This is a genomic window from Schauerella aestuarii (assembly GCF_009866805.1).
Taxonomy (GTDB): domain Bacteria; phylum Pseudomonadota; class Gammaproteobacteria; order Burkholderiales; family Burkholderiaceae_B; genus Schauerella; species Schauerella aestuarii.
Genome location: NZ_SIZW01000037.1, coordinates 116374 through 135390 on the forward strand (window position 1 = coordinate 116374; position 19017 = coordinate 135390).

18 protein-coding genes are annotated in these 19017 nt (G+C 63.3%); 10 read left to right on the forward strand and 8 right to left on the reverse strand.

Annotated elements, in window-relative coordinates:
- Positions 1-103 precede the first annotated feature (103 nt).
- From EYW45_RS01260 to EYW45_RS01270, 3 genes are read right to left on the reverse strand one after another with little or no spacing between them, the layout of a single operon-like run.
- A complete protein-coding gene (locus EYW45_RS01260) occupies positions 104-1192 on the reverse strand; it encodes a phosphotransferase (RefSeq protein WP_161133564.1) in 1089 nt (362 codons plus the stop codon).
- A 10-nt stretch (positions 1193-1202) separates the two neighbouring features.
- Entirely contained in the window at positions 1203-2231 is a 1029-nt protein-coding gene (locus tag EYW45_RS01265; protein WP_161133565.1) for a histone deacetylase family protein, read from the reverse strand.
- Positions 2228-2953, reverse strand: coding sequence for a GntR family transcriptional regulator (locus EYW45_RS01270; RefSeq protein WP_235938743.1), 726 nt, complete (start codon positions 2951-2953; stop codon positions 2228-2230). The genes EYW45_RS01265 and EYW45_RS01270 overlap by 4 nt, the downstream gene beginning before the upstream one ends.
- A gap of 190 nt (positions 2954-3143) precedes the next feature.
- On the opposite strand from EYW45_RS01270, the gene EYW45_RS01275 reads away from it, so the two are divergent.
- From EYW45_RS01275 to EYW45_RS01310, 8 genes are all read left to right on the forward strand, one after another.
- A complete protein-coding gene (locus tag EYW45_RS01275; protein WP_161133566.1) occupies positions 3144-3929 on the forward strand; it encodes a class II aldolase/adducin family protein in 786 nt (261 codons plus the stop codon).
- A gap of 34 nt (positions 3930-3963) precedes the next feature.
- Complete coding sequence (locus EYW45_RS01280) at positions 3964-5529, forward strand: ABC transporter substrate-binding protein (RefSeq protein WP_161133567.1); 1566 nt, start codon at positions 3964-3966, stop codon at positions 5527-5529.
- A 108-nt stretch (positions 5530-5637) separates the two neighbouring features.
- Positions 5638-6612 carry an ABC transporter permease gene (locus EYW45_RS01285; protein ID WP_161133568.1) on the forward strand — a complete coding sequence of 325 codons (975 nt, stop codon included), beginning with the start codon at positions 5638-5640 and terminating at the stop codon, positions 6610-6612.
- On the forward strand, positions 6609-7454 hold the full coding sequence (locus EYW45_RS01290) for an ABC transporter permease (protein ID WP_161133569.1): 846 nt from the start codon (positions 6609-6611) through the stop codon (positions 7452-7454). The genes EYW45_RS01285 and EYW45_RS01290 overlap by 4 nt, the downstream gene beginning before the upstream one ends.
- A complete protein-coding gene (locus EYW45_RS01295) occupies positions 7451-9106 on the forward strand; it encodes an ABC transporter ATP-binding protein (protein WP_161133570.1) in 1656 nt (551 codons plus the stop codon). Before EYW45_RS01290 ends, EYW45_RS01295 begins: the two co-directional genes overlap by 4 nt.
- Positions 9103-10053, forward strand: a complete 951-nt coding sequence (locus tag EYW45_RS01300; protein ID WP_161133571.1) for a 2-hydroxyacid dehydrogenase — start codon at positions 9103-9105, stop codon at positions 10051-10053. Before EYW45_RS01295 ends, EYW45_RS01300 begins: the two co-directional genes overlap by 4 nt.
- A gap of 63 nt (positions 10054-10116) precedes the next feature.
- Positions 10117-11181 carry a histone deacetylase family protein gene (locus tag EYW45_RS01305; protein WP_161133572.1) on the forward strand — a complete coding sequence of 355 codons (1065 nt, stop codon included), beginning with the start codon at positions 10117-10119 and terminating at the stop codon, positions 11179-11181.
- A 13-nt stretch (positions 11182-11194) separates the two neighbouring features.
- Positions 11195-12082, forward strand: a complete 888-nt coding sequence (locus EYW45_RS01310; protein ID WP_161133573.1) for a DMT family transporter — start codon at positions 11195-11197, stop codon at positions 12080-12082.
- Positions 12083-12161: 79 nt separating this feature from the next.
- Here the strand turns inward: EYW45_RS01310 and EYW45_RS01315 are convergent, their stop codons facing one another.
- Positions 12162-13343 (reverse strand): MFS transporter, encoded by a 1182-nt coding sequence (locus tag EYW45_RS01315; protein ID WP_161133627.1) that lies wholly within the window; start codon positions 13341-13343, stop codon positions 12162-12164.
- Positions 13344-13587: 244 nt separating this feature from the next.
- On the opposite strand from EYW45_RS01315, the gene EYW45_RS01320 reads away from it, so the two are divergent.
- Together EYW45_RS01320 and EYW45_RS01325 are read left to right on the forward strand one after the other, a co-directional pair.
- Positions 13588-14466 carry a LysR family transcriptional regulator gene (locus EYW45_RS01320; protein ID WP_161133574.1) on the forward strand — a complete coding sequence of 293 codons (879 nt, stop codon included), beginning with the start codon at positions 13588-13590 and terminating at the stop codon, positions 14464-14466.
- 458 nt (positions 14467-14924) lie between these two features.
- Positions 14925-15485 (forward strand): DcrB/PsbP domain-containing protein, encoded by a 561-nt coding sequence (locus tag EYW45_RS01325; protein ID WP_161133575.1) that lies wholly within the window; start codon positions 14925-14927, stop codon positions 15483-15485.
- Between the two features lie 119 nt (positions 15486-15604).
- Here the strand turns inward: EYW45_RS01325 and EYW45_RS01330 are convergent, their stop codons facing one another.
- The 4 genes from EYW45_RS01330 to EYW45_RS01345 form a co-directional block, all read right to left on the reverse strand.
- A complete protein-coding gene (locus EYW45_RS01330; RefSeq protein WP_161133576.1) occupies positions 15605-16186 on the reverse strand; it encodes a hypothetical protein in 582 nt (193 codons plus the stop codon).
- Positions 16187-16482: 296 nt separating this feature from the next.
- A complete protein-coding gene (locus tag EYW45_RS01335; protein WP_161133577.1) occupies positions 16483-17382 on the reverse strand; it encodes a LysR family transcriptional regulator in 900 nt (299 codons plus the stop codon).
- Between the two features lie 202 nt (positions 17383-17584).
- On the reverse strand, positions 17585-18310 hold the full coding sequence (locus EYW45_RS01340) for an amino acid ABC transporter ATP-binding protein (protein WP_161133578.1): 726 nt from the start codon (positions 18308-18310) through the stop codon (positions 17585-17587).
- Positions 18307-19017 carry an amino acid ABC transporter permease gene (locus EYW45_RS01345; RefSeq protein WP_161133579.1) on the reverse strand — a complete coding sequence of 237 codons (711 nt, stop codon included), beginning with the start codon at positions 19015-19017 and terminating at the stop codon, positions 18307-18309. Before EYW45_RS01345 ends, EYW45_RS01340 begins: the two co-directional genes overlap by 4 nt.

Here is a 19017-nt window from a genome sequence, read left to right on the forward strand (position 1 = left end):
GCCACGCGGGCGGCACCTGCGGCATCGAACGCAGGTGCGCTCAAGCTCGGGGCGGACGCAGACGAAGAAGAAGCAGGATCGCGAGACATGCGTGAAAACTCCATCAAGACAGGTTGCACGCCGCGCGCAAGACGCGCTGCGCCGTCGCGCGAGGCACCGCATCGCATGCGATCAGCCGCTGCCACGAGATCGCGTTGTTGCGCAAAATATAGTCGGCGTTCTCGGGGTACCGCGCCGCGCGCCAGCCGCCGATGGCCACCACCATCACCATGCGCGCCATCATCAGATCGAACAGCACGTCGACCTCGGTCGCATCCAGCGGATTGACGGCATGATAGGCCGCGACGAATCCGGCGATCGCCGCCACGGGATCGGCGGACGGCGTCAATTGATACGCAGCGGCCACCGCCAGATCGTCGATCAGCGGGGCATGCACCATATCGCCGAAATCGAGAATGCCCGCAATCGTGTCGTGCGCATCGGGCGCCACCAGCACGTTGTGAATGTTCATGTCGTTATGAATGGGCTGCGTGCGCAGGCCCGGCAGCGCCGGCTTGGCATGATCGATGAAGCGCGCCAGGCTGCGCGCCGCCAGGGCACGCCGGTCGGGATCGGCGATCGCGCCGAGCAACGGTTCCACGGCGTCGGCACGTTGAATGTCCCACGGCAGATGCATGTCGCCCGCTGGATGCCGGAAATCGCGCAGGGCGATGTCCAGCCGTGCGAGCATGCGCGCGAGATTGTGCTGCTGAGCAACGGAACGCTCGGCGGCAGGCCACGGCAACCCGGGCAGATAGCTGAAGAGACGCAACACGCGCGTGCTGCCGGGTGCCCCCGTCTGCGCGACCGGCGCCAGGGGATCGTCAACGTTCAACGTGGCCTGCGGCAACCCGTCACGCGTGCGCAGCACCCGCTGCACCGGCAGATCGGGGTCGACGCGCGCCACGTGCAACAGCGCCTGTGTTTGAAAGTCCGCGATGCGCGCATCTTCTGCGGGATGTGCAAACTTGAGCACATACTCCGCGCCGCACGCAGTGCGCACATGAAAGTTGCGGTCGCGCTCGCCGCTCAAGCGGGAGAGTTCGCCCGCGATGCCGAAATGGCGCCGGGCCAGGGCCTGCGCCGTATCGAGATCGACATCGGGCGACGGCGCGCTCAGCACATCGTCATCGGGTGCATGATCGATCGTCATCGGGCGGCCCTCAAGCGCCTAGCGCGAAACCGCGCAAGGCGCTCGACAGGTTCAACCCCAGATCGTCCGACAAATACCCGCCTTCCTGCACGAGTACCGTCGGCAATCCAAGACGCGCGATTTCGGCGAGCAACGTCGCGAAGCCGGGGGTCGTGACGGCCAGTCCTTTATAAGGATCGCGCTCATGCGCATCCAGACCCAACGACACGACCAGGGCCCCCGGTGCGAACGCCGCGATATCGGCACAGCTTTGGCGCAGCACGTCGAGATAACCGGCGTCGCCCGTGCCCAATGCCAACGGGCGGTTGATGTTGTAGCCCAGACCGTCGCCCTCACCGCACTCGTGGGCGTGACCGACGAAGAACGGCGTGGTGTAGCGCGGGTCGGCATGCAACGACACGGTGAGCACATCGGCGCGACGATAGAAAATGCCTTGGGTGCCGTTGCCGTGATGCACATCGATATCGAGGATCGCCACACGGTCGTGCGCGGCCCGCAGATACTGCGCGGCGATCGCGGCATTGTTCAGATAGCAAAAGCCATTGGCGCGATCCGGATACGCATGATGCCCCGGCGGGCGGCACAACGCATAGGCGGCACGTTCGCCGTCGAGCACCAATTGCGCGGCATGACATGCCGTGTGCGCTGCAAAGGCCGCGGCCTCCCACGTGCCCGCGCCGATCGGGCAGGCCATGTCGCCTAGATGAAACCCGGCCTGACCGACGATGCTCTCGGGATAGGTATAGGGCTGGCCGGGAAACGGATGCACGTTGCCGACCACTTCGGGGCCTGCACCGTCGAGTTCGCGCCAGCGCGCGTAAGCCGTTTCAAGAAAGCGCAGATACAGCGGCGTATGCACGGCAGCGCGGGGGCCGCCCCCGAAATCGTCGGGAGCCACGATGCTGTGCCCGTCACGCTCGACAGCCGCCAGCAGGCGGGCGGCGCGTTCGGGCTGCTCGTTGCTGCGGCGCACTTGCCCGCGAACGACGAAGAATTGCGGGTCATGGATGGCGTGCCGGTCGCTGTAGACGACTTTCATCTGCGTGGTGCTCCCCTCTTGGGTTCGGGCGCAGTCCCATGCTGCGACACGAACAGGTTGCGAACGTGCTGCCAGGCATCGTCCAGGTGAACTTTCATGCACGCCATCGCGGCCGGCGCATCACGCGCCAGGAGGGCCGCGAGAATGGGTTCGTGCGTGCCCGCGACCTTTTCCGGGTCGTGATAGACGTTATCGATCAGCGAGATGATCATCCGCATCTCGGTTTGCGTGCTGGAAAACAGGCGCAGCAGGTAATCGTTGCCGGAGAGTTCGCACAGCATCGTGTGAAAACTCAGATCCAGTTCGATGCGGGCATGCTGCTGCAGATCGTTCGCCTCGGTCACCATGCGCGCGAGCAGCGCCTCGAGCCGCTTGAAGCCGGCCGCGTCGCCGTTGCGGCAGGCCGCTTCGATCGCCGTGAGCTCCAGGCTCAGGCGCACCTGAAACAGGTCGTCGATTTCCTTGACGGTGATTTCTCGCACGAAGAATCCGCGCCGCGGACGCGCGATCAGGATGCCCTGGCGCTCGAGCCGGCGGGCCGCTTCGCGGACCGGGGCGCGGCTGATCGACATCTGGCGCGCGATCTCGGCTTCGACCACTCGGCTGCCCTGCGGCAACCGGCCTTCGACGATGGCTTGCGTGAGCCGCGCCTCGACCACGCCCACCAAGTCGGGCATGTCGATGGATTCAAAGGCGCTGGCGGCTTTAGTCATGGCATTCATTTACACAATCTCTGTCTCTGCGCGGCGCTTTTCGGACCGATCCCGAGCGCTTGGGCGCGCTTTATAGCACCGCGTTGTGGACGAGCATATCAGTAGTACTGCTAACTGTCGACAGTTGACGATCGACTTATGATGGGTCTACTCGCAGGCTATTCCTGCCTCGCGGCTATCGACACGAAGGACGTTCTTCATGGTCAGTGCTCACGCAGTCGCCGTCCCGCCCAACATGACGGAAACCGAGTGGCGAATCCGCCAGGATCTCGCCGCCGCCTATCGCCTCATCGCCCATTTCGGCATGGACGACAGCATCTACACCCACATCTCGGCGCGCGTGGATGGCGAGGAAGGCGCGTTTCTCATCAACCCCTACGGCCATCTCTTTCGCGACATCACCGCCTCGTCGCTGGTCAAGGTGGGCTTCGACGGCCAGCCGTTGCAAGATTCCCCCTACGACATCAACCCTGCCGGCTTCACCATTCACAGTGCCATCCACATGGCCAGGCCCGATATCGCCTGCGTGCTGCACACTCACACGGTGGCGGGCGTGGCCGTGTCGTCGCTGGCGTGCGGTCTGCAACCGGTGAATCAATGGGCGCTGCAGTTCTACAACCGCGTGGCGTACCACGAGTACGAAGGCATCGCCCTGGATCACGGCGAGCGTGAACGACTGGTCGCCGATCTGGGCGAGCACCCGGTGATGATTCTGCGCAACCACGGGTTGCTCACCACCGGCTTTTCGGTATCGCAGGCCTTCATCTACATGCTCAATCTGGATCGCGCCTGCCGCGTGCAACTGGCCATTCAGAGCAGCGGCCAGGCCGTGCATCCGGTCAGCGAAGCCGTCAGCGAACACACCGCCCGGCAATACGCCAGCGGCGAGAGCAATCGCCTGGCGCAAGGCAATCCCGATTCGCGTGAATGGCGCGCCTTGCTGCGCCTGCTCGACCCCGTCGTGCCCACGTCCTTCCGCAGTTGATTCGCCTCACCCCATCCATCACCAGGAGCATTTCATGAACCGTCGCGACTTTATGATCGCCGGCGCCGCCACCGCCGGTTGGTGGAGCGTCAGCGCCGCATTGCCCACATGGGCCGCAGCCTCCAAGAAAGGCGTGCTGAACATCGCCGTTCAACCTGAACCTCCCGGTCTGATGCTGGGCATCATCCAGAACGGCCCCACGCAGATGGTGTCGGGCAACATCTACGAAAGCCTGCTGCGGTACGACGAGAAGCTCGAGCCGATGCCGAACCTCGCAACTTCCTGGACCGTGAACGAAGGCGCCACCGTTTATACGTTCAAGCTCAAGGAAGGCGTGCTTTGGCATGACGGCAAGCCGTTTACCGCGCAAGACGTGGTATTCAGCGTCGATGTGTTCTTGCGCAAGACCCATGCGCGCCTGCGCGCCAGCCTCGCGTACGTGAGCACCATCAAGGCGCTCGACGACCACACGGTCGAGTTCACGTTGAAAGAGCCCTTCGGCCCGTTCATGGGCCTCTTCGAAAGCGGCACCATGCCGATGATTCCGCGCCATATCTACGAAGGCACGGACTTCATGACCAACCCGGCCAACAACACCCCGGTCGGCACGGGTCCCTATAAATTCAAGGAATGGCGCCGCGGCTCGTTCATTCACCTCGTGCGCAACGATCAATACCACGACAAGCAACTGCCGAATGTAGACACGGTGTACTTCCACATCATTCCGGATGCTGCCTCGCGCGCCGCGGCCTTCGAATCGGGCAAGATCGATGTACTGCCGGGCGGCACGGTCGAGTATTTCGATATCGAACGCTTGAAAGCCCTGCCCAATGTGTCCATCACCACCAAGGGCTGGGAATTCTTCGGTCCCCATTCGTTCATGTGGATCAACAACCGCAACGGCGTGCTGAAAGACGTGAAGATGCGGCAAGCGATCATGTATGCGCTCAATCGCGAATCGATGCGCGATATCGCCTGGCAAGGATTCGGCAAAGTGGCCACCGGCCCCTTCAACAGCAGCGTGCGTTATTACACGGATAACGTCACCAAGTACAAGCAAGACATCCCGCGCGCCAAGAAACTCGCTGCCGAAGCCGGCTACAAAGGCGAAACGTTGCGCCTGTTGCCCCTGCCTTACGGCGAGACCTGGCAACGCTTTGCCGAGATCGTGCGCCAGAACCTGGCCGCTGCCGGCATCAAGGTCGATCTGGTCGCCACCGACGTGGCCGGCTGGAACGAGAAAGTGGCCAACTGGGATTACGACCTGGCGTTTACTTACCTGTACGAGTACGGCGATGCAGCGCTTGGCGTGAGCCGCAACTACCTCAGCACCTCGATCGAGAAAGGCTCGGCCTGGAACAACGTCGAAGGCTACAGCAACCCGAAGGTCGACGATCTCTTCAAACGCGGGGCGGGTGAGCCCGATCCGGAAAAGCGCCGCGCGATCTACGAAGAAGTGCAGCGCATCATCGTCGACGAGGTTCCGGTGGCCTGGCTGCTGGAACTGCAGTTCCCGACGATCTATCGCAGCAACATCAAGAACCTGGTCAATTCGGGTATCGGCTTGAACGACAGTCTGGCCCGCGCCACGATCGAGTAACGCCAAGAGGGCACACGCCTGCGCCAGGCGTGTGCCGAGGCGGCCGGTGCCTATCGTGCGCCGGTCGCCGGCAGGCCGCCAGCCTGCCGCGCATCAAGGGGAACCACAATGAAAAGACTCGTGTTCGTGCTGCGCCGGATCCTGCAAGGCATCTGTGTGCTGCTGCTGATCGCGGTAATCAATTTTCTGCTGATCCGCGCCGCGCCCGGCGATCCCGCCTCCGTGATGGCGGGCGAAGCCGGCGCCTCGGATCAGATCTTCGTGCAGCAACTGCGCGAACGTTTCGGCCTCGATAAACCCGTGCCACAGCAACTGGCAACCTACCTGGGGCACGTGATCCAGCTGGATCCGGGGCAATCGTACCGGCAGCAGCGGCCCGTGATGGATCTCATCGCCGAACGCCTGCCCGCCACGCTGCTGCTCACGCTCACCGCCTTCGTCATCGCCCTCACCTTGGGGGTGGCGCTTGGCGCCTGGGCCAGTGCGCGCGCCGGCACCTGGGTCGACAGTCTGGTCAGTACGTTCTCGATGCTGTTCTACGCCACACCGCTGTTCTGGCTGGCGCTGATGGGGGTGCTGCTGTTTTCGGTCAAGCTGGAATGGTTTCCCGGCTTCGGCTACGAAACCGTGGGCTCGGGCTTTACCGGGTTGAGACGCGCAGCCGATATCGCCAACCATCTCGTGCTGCCCGCAGCCACCTTGGCGCTTTTCTACATGACGGTGTATGCCCGCATGACGCGCACATCCATGCTCGAAGTGGCGCAAATGGATTTCATCAAGACGGCGCGCGCCAAAGGCGTCCATCCCCGCCGCATTCAACGCCGGCACATCCTGCGCAATGCGCTCTTGCCCGTGATCACGCTGGCCGGCATCCAGGCCGGCGCCATGGTGGGCGGCGCCGTGTTGGCCGAAACCGTATTTGCATGGCCCGGCATCGGCCGCCTGATGTTCGATGCGCTGGTGCAGCGCGACTACAACCTGCTGTTGGGCACGTTCCTGGTCACCGCCGCGCTGGCCGTGGCCTTCAACGTGGTCACGGACTTCCTCTACACGCTCGCCGACCCGAGGATCGAACTGCAATGAACAATGGATTCTGGCGGCGTTTTCGCCGCAACAAAGGTGCGGTCGCCGGCCTCGTGCTGATCGCCATCGTCATCGTCGTCGCCGGGTGCGCCCCGTTCGTGTCGAGCAGCGATCCCTGGGCGATGGTGCAACGGCCCTTCATGCCGCCGATGGGAACGTCCGGCTTCCTGTTCGGCACCGATACGATGGGCCGCGACATTGGCGTCGGCCTGGCGTGGGGCGCGCGCATCTCGCTTCTGATCGGGCTGGTCTCCACCCTCGCGGGACTGCTGCTGGGCGTGTCGATCGGCGCCGTCGCCGGTTACTACGGCGGCTGGGTCGATACCGGCCTGATGCGCTTTACCGAGCTCTTTCAGGCTATTCCCAGCTTTGCGCTGGCCATCGTGCTGGTGGCGATCTTCCAACCCTCCGTGGGCTCCATCGTGGCGTCGATCGCATTGGTTTCGTGGCCGCCCGTTGCACGCCTGGTGCGTGGCGAGTTCCTCACCTTGCGGCATCGCGACTTCGTGCATGCCGCCCATCTGGCCGGCGAATCCAATCTGCGCATCATCATCACGCAGATCCTGCCCAACGCCGCCGCCCCCATCGTGGTGATGGGATCGTTGATGGTGGCCACCGCCATCCTGCTCGAATCGTCCTTGAGTTTCATGGGCCTGGGCGATCCCAACGTGATGAGCTGGGGCTACATGATCGGCGCGGCCCGCACCTCGTTGCGGCAAGCGTGGTGGATCAGCGTATTCCCGGGCCTGGCGATCCTGCTTACCGTGCTGGCGCTCAATCTGGTGGGCGAAGGCCTGAGCGATGGCTTGAACACCCGCCTCGATGCAAGGAGCCGCGCATGACCGTCAACCAAGAGGCTCTGCTCGATATCCAGGGCTTGTCCATCAAGCTGCCGCGCGGTGCCGACCGGCCACTGGCCGTGAAGGAAGCCACGCTTTCCGTCGCCCCTGGCCGCACGCTGTGCATCGTGGGCGAAAGCGGCTCCGGCAAATCGATGATCGCCAATGCCGTCATGGGCCTGCTGCCGGTGCCGCACGTCGCACCCGTGGCCGGCCAGATCCTGTTCCAAGGCCAGGATCTGCTCAAGCTCGATGAAGTGGGGTTGCGTCAACTGCGGGGCAACCGCATCGGCATGATTTTTCAGGATCCCATGTCGGCCCTGAATCCTGTCATGCGCATCGGCGATCAACTGGCCGAAGCCATCGACGCCCACATCACGTTGAGCCCGGCCGAGAAGCAGGCGCGCATCATTGCCGCCCTCACCGACGTGCACCTGCCCGACCCCGAAGCCATCGCCGAAAGCTATCCTTTCCGCTTGTCGGGCGGCCAGCGCCAGCGCGTGATGATCGCGTGCGCGTTGATGCTCGAGCCCGCATTGCTGATTGCCGACGAGCCCACCACCGCGCTGGACGTCACCACCCAGGCGCAAATTCTGAAGCTCATCCGCGACCTGCAAACCAAGCGCGGCACGGCCGTGCTCTTCATCACCCACGACTTCGGCGTGGTGTCCGAAATCGCCGACGAAGTCGCGGTGATGCAGTTGGGAGAAGTGGTCGAATCGGGCGATGTGGATACGGTGCTGGGCGATCCGCAGCATCCCTACACCCAACGCCTGATCGCCGCGATCCCGCACGGCTCGCCCGCCTTACGAGCCGAATCGGACAATGCCCAGGTGCTGCTGCAGGCGCAGGAAATGAACAAGACCTACACCTCGGGCGGCGGCTGGTTCAGCAAGGCGCGCGTGGTACATGCCGTAAACAACGTCAACTTCACGATCAAGCGCGGCGAAGTGCTGGGCCTGGTGGGCGAATCCGGTTCCGGCAAATCGACGGTAGGCCGCTGTATCGCGGGCCTGCTGCCGCTGGACTCGGGCCGCATCCTGTTCAAAGGCATGAATACCGGTGCGGGCCGCGACGATCGGGGCCGGCGCGCGTCGTTCGGCCGCATCCAGATGGTGTTTCAGGATCCGCATGCCTCGCTCAATCCGCGCCACACGGTGGGCCGCTCGATCATGTCGGGCCCGCTGGCGCAAGGCGTGCCCACAGCCGAGGCCCTCAAGCGCGCAACCGAGCTGCTCACCCTGGTGGGCCTGAGCGCCGATGCGCTCGAACGTTACCCGCATGAATTTTCGGGCGGACAACGCCAGCGCATCGGTATCGCGCGTGCCCTGGCGGTCGAGCCCGATCTGATCGTGGCCGACGAACCCGTATCGGCCCTGGACGTATCGGTGCAGGCGCAGGTGCTGGATCTCTTTGCCAAAGTGCGCGACACCTTCAATCTCAGCATGATCTTCGTCACGCACGACCTGCGGGTGGCGGCGCAAATGTGCGATCACATCGCCGTCATGCAAAAGGGCTGCATCATCGAGCACGGCACGGCAGAGCAGGTGATCCGCCATCCACGCGAGCCGTACACGCGCAAGCTGATCGAAGCGGTGCCCGATTTTTCGAGCATCATCGCGGGACGCCGCGCCAAACTGGCGTTGGCATCATGAGCGCCGCTCAACCTTGCGTGGCGCTCCTCAGCCAATCGCTCGACATGCGCTACCTGGTGCCCGCCTTCGAAGCGGCCTGCCCCGGCATCGATTGGCGCGTGCGCGATGACCTGCGCGACGTCGCCGATATCGATGCGGCGGTGTGCTGGCAGCCGCCGCAAGGTCTGTTGAACACCTTGCCCAATCTGCAGCTCATCCAGTCGATCGGCGCCGGCGTGGATCACATCTACGCCGATGCCACCCTGCCCGAGCATGTGCCCGTGTGCCGCGCGGTCGATACGGACATGACCGCCGGCATGATCGCCTACGTGGCGTGGGCCGTGATCAACCGGCATCGGCACTTTCCGGATTACGTGGCCAATAGCGCGCAAGGGCTGTGGCGCGAAAGCCCGATCGTGCCGCCGGGCGAGCATCGTGTCGGCGTCGCGGGCCTGGGCCGATTGGGCATGGCGGTGGCGCAAGCATTGGCCACCTTGGGGTATGCCGTGCACGGCTGGAGCCGCTCGCCCAAGGATCGCCTGCCGGCAGGCGTGACGGGTCATCATGGCGCAGCGGGCTTGCCTGATTTTTTGCATGGTATCGACACCCTCGTGTGCTTGCTGCCCCTCACCGACGAGACCCGCGGGTTTCTCAACACAACGCTGTTTGCGCAATTGCCGCGCGGTAGCCACCTCATCAACGTCGGACGGGGCGCGCATCTGGTCGAAGCGGACCTGCTGGCCGCGCTCGCCTCCGGCCAGTTGGCCGCCGCTACGCTCGATACCACGCACGTCGAGCCGCTCCCCACGGATCACGCGTTCTGGCGCGACCCGCGCATCCTGGTCACGCCGCACATCGCCACGCGCACGTCCGCCACTGCCGTCGCACGCCAGACGCTGGCCAATCTGAACCTTGTGCGCGCGGGCCAGATGCCCGATACGCGCACCACGCGCGCCAATGGCTATTGAGGCTACGCTTGCCATATCGAACGACGCGCTGCGGCGCGTTGTGTCATTGCCTACGAGGACATCATGAAGGCGTTTTTCTCCGAAGATCAATTGCTGCATTCGCCCCAGCAGTTCATGCGCTTGGGCAAGATCTGCGCGCCCACCGATCTGCCCGCACGTGCCGAAACGCTGCAAGCCACACTTACCCGCCGAGGCGTTGCGATCGAGGCCCCACCCGACTTCGGCCGCGCGCCGCTGGACGGCGTGCACAGCCCGCATTACCTCGACTTTTTCGAAACCGCCTATGCCCGCTGGCAATCGCTTGCCGCCGAAGGCCTGTCGCCCGGCATCGAGGTGCTGCCCAACCTGCATCCGCATTACAGCGGCCGCGTGGAAACGCTGGGCCGCCCGCCCTGCCCGTCGCCGTCGATCGTGGCGCAGAGCGGCTATTACCTGAGCGACCTCGCCGTGCCCATTGGCCCGCACACGTGGCACTCGGCCTTGCGCGCCACGCACACCGCCGTGGCCGCCGCCGATTACGTCGCGGCCGGCAACCCGCTGGCTTATGCCCTGTGCCGCCCCTCCGGCCATCACGCCCATTACGATCGCGCAGGCGGCTTCTGCTATCTGAACAACAGCGCGGCCGCCGCGCAGCGCCTGCGCAGCACGTTCGCCAAGGTGGCGGTGCTCGATGTGGATGCGCATCATGGCGACGGTACGCAGAACATCTTTTATCAGCGCAACGATGTGATGACGGTATCGCTGCATGCCGATCCCACCCACTACTATCCCTTCTACACGGGCTATGCGAACGAACTCGGGTTTGGCGCCGGTGAAGGCTACAACCTCAATATTCCCCTCCCCCACGGCTCCGGCAACGACACCTTCCTGTTTGCGCTGGACCGCGCACTGGATGCGTTGCGTGCTTACCAACCCGACGCGCTGGTGTTGCCGCTCGGGTTCGACACGTACAAGGACGACCCCATCACCGTGCTCAAGCTCGACATGGATGCATATCGCGCAATCGGTGAACGCGTAGGCACCCTGGGTATTCCTACCGTGGTGGTGCAGGAAGGCGGCTACATGGTCGAGGCCATCGGAACAGCGCTGGATGCGTTCCTGCAAGGCATGGCAGCGGTCGCGGCATGATGGCCGCACACCAATGAACACGACCGCCGTTGCACCCGCGCTGGCTACCCACACCGCGCGCATCGGCGTGCTGCTGTTCTTTGGCGCGCTGGTGGCGTTTTCCACCTTCGATGCCGTCGCCAAGCAGCTGCTCGAACGATACCCCGCGCCCTTTCTGAACGTGATGCGCTACGCCGCGGTGGCGACGATCGCCCTGGTGGTGTGGCTGCGCCACGGCCGCCCGAGCTTGCGGCAGGCGCCGCACAAGAAACTGCTGATCGTGCGCGGCCTGATGCTTGCGCTTGTGGGCACGTGCTTCATGACGGCGCTGGCCTGGATGCCGCTATCCGAAGCGACCGCCATCTACTTCACCTCGCCGCTGATGATGGTGGCGCTCTCCCCGTGGCTGCTGGGCGAGCGCGTGCGGCTGGTGCAATGGCTGGCGGTGGCGGTCGGGTTTGGCGGCATGCTGCTGATCGTGCGGCCCGGCAGCGACCTGCCGCTGATCGGCACCGTGCTGATGGCGATCTCGGCCGTGAGCTACGCGGTGTTCCAGGTGCTCACGCGCAAGCTCGCCGGCGCTGTGGCCTGGCCGGTGCAGTACGCCTACACGGCCATTATCTGCTTGATTGCCACGGTGATTCCCGCGCCATTTTTCCTGCCGGAGACTTGGCCGGGATTTGCCGACGGCGTATTCATCTTCGCGATGGGCGCCTGCAACGGCGTGGCACAGTTGTTCTTGATGGCAGCCTATCAACGCGTGTCGGCCGCCACGCTGGCGCCGCTGAACTACTTCCAGTTATTGATGGCGTTGGCGTTCAGCACCTTCTGGTTTCTGCGCCCCCCAGACGACATCGCGCTGGCAGGCGTGGCCCTCATCATGGCGTCGGGGATGTTTCTGGCAATGTGGCGCACGCGATAAGGATCTGCGCGGGCGGGGTGACGATCTGCCCTCAGCACGCGGCGCGCGAGGCATCGCAGCCCGAGGCGCAACGCTTGAATCAGGTGGATCGTGCCGGTGGAAACCCGCTTGCACGCGCCTGCCACGTCACGCCACCCGCCACGGCCAGCAAGGCTGCGACCGCCCAAGGCAGCCACGCCGTGTTGCCGCCCGCGAGCAACATGCCGCCTGCGATACCGCCGCCGGCAATGGCCGCGTTCCACACCGTGACGATCATCGACTGCGCCACATCGGCCGCATCGCCCGCCGCATTCACCGACGCCGTTTGAAAGAACGTGCCCGCGCCACCGAAGCTCACACCCCACGCGGCAATGGCGGCATAAACGAGGGCCGGCATGTCGCCCCACAGTCCCAACACAACGGCAGCCAAGCCGAACACCGCCGTACTTGTGAGCACGATCGCACGTAGCCAACGGTCGATCAGAACGCCTGTGATCCAGATGCCGAACACCGCTGCGATACCGAACACCAGCAGCACGCGATCGACCACGGCGGTCATCCCGGCGCGTCCCACCAACGGCACGATGTAGGTGTAGAGCATGTTGTGCGCCAGCACGAAGGTCAGCGTCACAAAGAGCACCGGCCGCACGCCGGGCAATACGAACACCGCCCGCAGCCCCAACTGCTGCGACGCCCGCTGACCTGGAAAATTTGGCACTTGCAACCGCGTCCAGATGCACAGCAGCACCGTTAACGCCGTCATGATGGCGAAGGCATATTGCCACCCTACGGCTTGGCCCAGAAACGTGCCGGCCGGAATGCCCAGCGACAACGCCAGCGGCGCCCCCACCATGGCCACCGCAATCGCGCGGCCCTTCAAGTGGGGCGCCACCATGCGGCTCGCGTAGCCGGCGAGCAAGGCCCACAGCAAGCCCGCGAAGATACCGGCCACGAAGCGCGCCACGAGCGTGACGGTGTAGTCCGTGGAGAACGCTGTAATGCTGTTGACCGCGGCAAAGCCGCCCACTGCCGTCAAGAGCAATGGACGCCGCGGCAAGCGGCGCGTCATCGCCGTCAGCGGGATGGCAGTGAGCAACGATCCCAACGCGTAGATCGTCACCAACTGCCCCACCAGCGCTTCCGACACATTCAGCCCCGCACTCATCTGCGGCAACAGGCCGGCCGGCAGGGCTTCGGTGAGAATCGTGATGAACGCCGCGCTGGCCAGCGCCAGCAAGCCCGCGATCGGCAGACGGTCGGGGGAGGTAGCGGGTGGGGTCATCGTCGATGTCGCCGGTGTGGTCGGTGCGGTCGGCGCGGCCGGCGCGTTCGGTGCCGTCGCTGCCGTCGGTGCGGTCGGTGCGGAAGTGGAAAGGGCGTGATCTGTCATGGAAAGCTTCAATAGATGATGTTGCGGGCCGTGCATGCGGCGCGCCAAGTCATGCAAGATACGCATCTACCGATAAAAGAAAAATAGGCTAAGGTTCCAAACATACCGGACGTTCGTGTCCGCAATGGAAGCAGCCATGGACAACCTGAGCGGCATCGCCGTATTCGTGCAGGCAGCCGAAAACCGCAGCTTTACCGAAGCGGGCCGCATGCTGGGCATCTCCTCGTCGGCGGTAGGCAAGACCATCGCGCGCCTCGAAGAACGCATGGCGGTGCGGCTCTTTCACCGCAGCACACGCAGCATCACCCTCACGGCCGAGGGCACCTGCTTTCTGGAACGGTGCCGTCGCATCCTGTGCGAAGTCGAAGCGGCGCAGGCCGAACTGTCGCAAGCCTCCGGTGAGCCTCGTGGCGTGCTGCGCGTGAGCCTGCCGCATGCGGGCGACCGCATGATGCCGATCATGACGGACTTCATGCGCAAGTATCCCGAGATCGAACTGCACCTCGATCTGTCCGACCGCATGGTCGACGTGATTGAAGAGGGCTTCGATGCCGTGCTGCGCACGGGTGAACCACAGGACTCCCGTCTCATGTCGCGCCGGGTCGGCACCTTCTCGCTTGTGATCGTGGCCTCGCCCGCCTACCTGAAACGCCACGGCACACCTGGCCATCCTCGCGATCTGGAAGCGCATGCCTGCCTGCTCCATCGGTTTCCCGCCTCGGGCAAGATCGAGCGCTGGCCCCTGCGTGGCAAAACGCAGCCCACGCTACGCGCCGCGCTCGTCTGCAACGCGGTGGACGGTCAGATCTATGCCGCCACGCAGGGGCTTGGCCTGGCCTGCGTCCCCGACTTTATCGTGAGCGATGCCATCGCTGCCGGCAAACTCAAGCGGGTGCTCGATGACCATATATCGCATACGGGCAAGTTCTGGCTGCTCTGGCCCTCCAGCCGCCACGCGTCGCCAAAGCTGCGCGCCTTCATCGAGCACATGAGTGCGCATATCGCGCAGAAGTAAAAGGCAAGCACGATGCAGATATCGTCTTATTTCAGAGGTGCTATTGAGACGTCACTGGTAAGCGCGGCGAAAATGGCTGCCAACAAATAAGACTCAGGAGTGAGAGGCGTTGGAACACCCATATCCCGAAATGATCGACGAAGACACCCCGAATTGACCGAGGCTGATTTCGCGCGTGCGCGTCCTGCCACTGAAGTGCTTCCGGAACTCTTCGGTCATGTGATCGCGGACGAATTTCTCAATCGCTGACGTCGGATGGGATCGAAGGCCGAGAGACCCGCATGGCTGCTGCACTGAAACGCACCATGCCGCGATAGCGGTTGAGTGATGCAGCCATGGTAAGTCCCTTCACACTTTGGCTACAAATTACTTCCATCCCCCTGTTGCTTGCGCAGCGCTTCTACACTCCGCTCGCGGGTCACGTCGACTCTGCAAACACAAAGGTTAAGGAAGTTCACATGAAGTTGAAGAAGCCGTTGAGTCTCGTACGTGCGTTGTGTCTGGCGACCGCCCTATGCGGTACTGCCGGCGTGGCTGTGGCCGCGAGCACGAACGATGCTGCCGCCACGGCCCCCGCAGCAAAACAAACCCTCACCCTGCTGGGCGGGCCGCTGACCTTCACATTGGAGGGCTACGTCGCAAGCGCGGTTCCGGGCGGCGCGCCCGGCACGATGTATTACAGCAAAGCAGAGAAACGCGTGATGATCGTGGGCGAAGATGACATCCCGCTAGTCGGTCGCGGCGGCACGGACGACGACGTGCTCGATGGCCTGAAAGGCATCAAGGATCAGCAAAAGAAGGCATCGCCGGAATATAAGGTGATCAGCGAAAAAACCGAAAACGTCAACGGCTTGAAGGTGCATCACATCGAAGCGACCGACAACATGGACGGCAATGATGTTCAGCAAGCCACGTTGCTGGCCACGGCCAACAACAAGATCGTGGTGATCCAGGTCATTTCGGGCTCGCGCGACAAAGCCGGCCACCTTGCCGCAGTAAACAATATTCTGCACAAGTAATCACTAAGCACGTGCTGAGTGCCGTTGCGCATTCAGCACGCGCGATGCATGGCACCGCGCGATCGCCATCGTTTGCAACGATGCGGTGCCAAGCACATCCGCTGATATCGTAAGCCAGCTCAGTGCGCTTCGAAGTCGCTCACGTCCAGTGTGCGGCCAAACCGGCTCTTCACACCGTTGCCCCAGGCATGCACTTTCGCGCCTGGCGTGAGATACGCAGCCAGTTCCTGCGCAGCATGAGGCGGTACGCGCAGCGACACGCCGTTATCCAACAACGCGCCGCGCAGCTCGCCTTTCGGCCCGTACAACGACATCACCACATTACCTTCGGTTTCGCCGAATGCCGGCTTGCCATCGGCCTTCTTGTCTTTGCCGGATTTGTCCTTGCCGGTCTTGTCCTTCGCCGCCTTGCCTTTTCCCCCGTCTTTTGCGTCCGGCCCCAGATCATCGATCGTGTGACCGTCGGTCGTGGCCAGCGACACCGCTGCCACCATATCCACGCCGCGCGGCTTCACCCCCCGCACGTGAACGGTATCGCCGATTTTGAAGCGCTTGGCGACCGCATCGCCCAGGTGGGGTGGAAAGTGCACTTGCGTATGCCCGTCCAGCACCACGCCGTCCAGATCGCCTTGGGGATTCAACAACCAGGCGCTGATGGCGCCGTGCGTTTCGGGTAAACAACCAGGATCGATCCAGTGCATCGCCAACCTCTCGTTATCATGTGTGGAGCCGCCGAACGAGCGTTCGGCAGCGATAGATAATTTACCGACGGGCGTACTGCCCCGGCTGAGACATTGTGCAACCTCGATGCGCGAGGATTGGCGATTGTGAACGTTTATCGCACGCACGCCCTCACAATCGCAGGCGCCAGGCAGGCTTGCTTACATTGCTGAGCACTGGCTGAACGGTGGCACGCAAGCCGCCCGTTTCGCGTTTTCACGATTCCGCTTCTTGCGATCGGCCAGTCGGCCTTCCACACCGACGGCGCGGCGACGCCTTATCCACCGCGCACGGCGCCCGAGAAGTCGCAGCATTCGTGGGCGAGCTTGGCCACATTTTCATAGAACGCCGAACTCGCTTCACGGCGAAACATCGCGCAGTACATCGATTGCGGCGGCACGATGCTCGTACGCACGATCTCCAGCTGACGGCTGCGCACCATATCGGCAAAGTATTCGCGCGGAAAGCAACTCACCCCGAAGCCGGCTGCGGTGAGCCCGGCCATCGCAATCAGGCTGTTGATCGTGAAGAGATTCTTTTCAGGCACATGCGGATGCAGCCACTCGTCGTACACGATGTTCAGGCCCGATTCGCGGCTTTGCCGCAGCATCGGCATCGCCGCAATTTCCTTGGGCGTGTACACCTTTCCGGGGTCGGTCTGGCCAGGTGCCGCCATCCAGGCAAACTCCAGCACCTGCAACGCGACCGATTCGAGCATCGGATCGGCAAACTTGCTGTTCAAGAACGCCATATCGATGTGCCCCGCGACCAGGTGGCGATGCAGATCGCCGCCCATGTCGATCGTCGGCTCCAAGGTCACACCCGGATAGTGCGTGCGCATCGCCTGGATGAATGCCGGCAACCAGGTCATCGCCATGATTTCGGTCATACCGAAGCGCAACGTGCCGGTGAGCGTGTGCTGGCCTTCCAGGCGAACAAGCAATTGATCGCGGTGCGCCAGCATCTCTTCGGCCATCGCAAAGATGTCGTGGCCGCGCGCAGTGAGCGTGGCGCGCGGGCCGCTGCGATCGAAAAGCTGGATATTGAAATCGGATTCGAGTTCCTGGATCCGCTTGGTAATGGCCGACTGCCCCGTGTGCAGGCGCTCGGCCGCAGCCGAAAACGTTCCCAGCCGTACCGTCCAGTAAAGCGCTTCGATTTGTTTGAAGGTAAGCATGATGCGCCGGCAAGAAGTTGGTCTTGAAAAACACCCGCACTTTAACGCGACTGCGACGGGTATCTTCTCCATTAACGTGCCAGCGGCGACGGCCCCCATCAACGCGATGGCCGCGCTCGAGCCCTTCCGATCAATGCGCTTGCGGCGAGTGAAAATGTTCAAGCGGCCACGCGAATCGTATCGCGGCGACGCGAACGCGGCATCAGTGCCGGATATCGGCCAAAAACTTCTGCGCCCGCGGCGTCTTTGCCTCGGTAAAGAATGCTTCGGGCGTTCCGGTTTCGACAATCCGGCCGGCGTCCATGAACCATACTTCGTCGGCCACTTCGCGCGCAAAGCCCATCTCATGCGTCACACACACCATCGTCATGCCGTCCTTGGCGAGCGCTTTCATCACTTGCAGCACCTCGCCCACCATCTCGGGGTCGAGCGCGCTGGTGGGCTCATCGAACAGCATCACGGGAGGATCCATGGCCAACGCGCGTGCGATCGCCACTCGCTGCTGCTGCCCGCCCGACAACTGCGCCGGGTAGGCTTCCGCCTTGTTGGCCAGTCCCACCCGCTCCAACAACTGACGCGCGCGCTCGTGCGCCTGCGCCTTGTTGGCCCGCTTGAGCTGCATCGGCGCCAACACCAGATTCTCGATCACACTCAGGTGCGGAAACAGATTGAACTGCTGAAACACGAAGCCGATATGGCTGCGCAGCGCATCCACCTTCATTTCCTTGGCGTAGATGTCGCGGCCATCCACCTCGATCGTGCCGCTCTGGATCGGCTCCAGACGGTTGATCGTGCGGATCAAGGTGGACTTTCCGGAACCTGACGGGCCGCACACCACGACCACCTGCCCTGCCGTCACGTGAGCATCCACGTCGGCAAGCGCCTGATAGTCGCCATACCATTTGTTTACTTTCGAGAATCGAATCATGCGGTCACCACGGTCACGGCGCGGCCGAGGCGGCGCCGTTCGATACGGACTTCGACCTGACGCACGAGCACGCTCAGGAAGAAATTGAGGATGAAATAGGTCAATGCCAGAAGCGCAAAGACTTCGAACGGTTTGGTCAGCAACACACTATTGATCTGATTGGCCGCGTAGGTGAGTTCCTGCACGCTGATCACGTAGGCCAGCGAAGTTTCCTTCACCGTCGAGATGAACTGGCTCAACATGCTGGGCAGCATGTTGAACATGGCTTGCGGCAGAATGATGCGCCGCATGGTCTGCCAGTACGACAGGCCGAGCGCCCGGCCCGCCTCCATCTGCCCCGATGGCAGCGACTGAATGCCCGCCCGGATGATCTCCGCCAGATAGGCACTTTCGTAGCACACGAGCGCCACGATCATTGTGGTCGCCCCCGCCACCGGCCGCCCGATGATGAGCGGCACGAAAAAGTACGCCCAGAAGATGAACATCAAAAGGGGCAGCCCGCGCACCAGATAAACCAGTGCAGACGCCGGCAGGAAGAAAATCTTGAAGCGGCTGATACGGCCCAACGCGAGCAGCACACTGAAAGGCAACGCCAGCAGCAGACTTACCGCCGCCAGCCCCAGCGTGGCGGCCAGGCCGCCGATCGGGCCATTCGGGTACTGCCCGATCAGCAGCAGTTCCCAGTTGTTCTGAACGATCTCCCACAT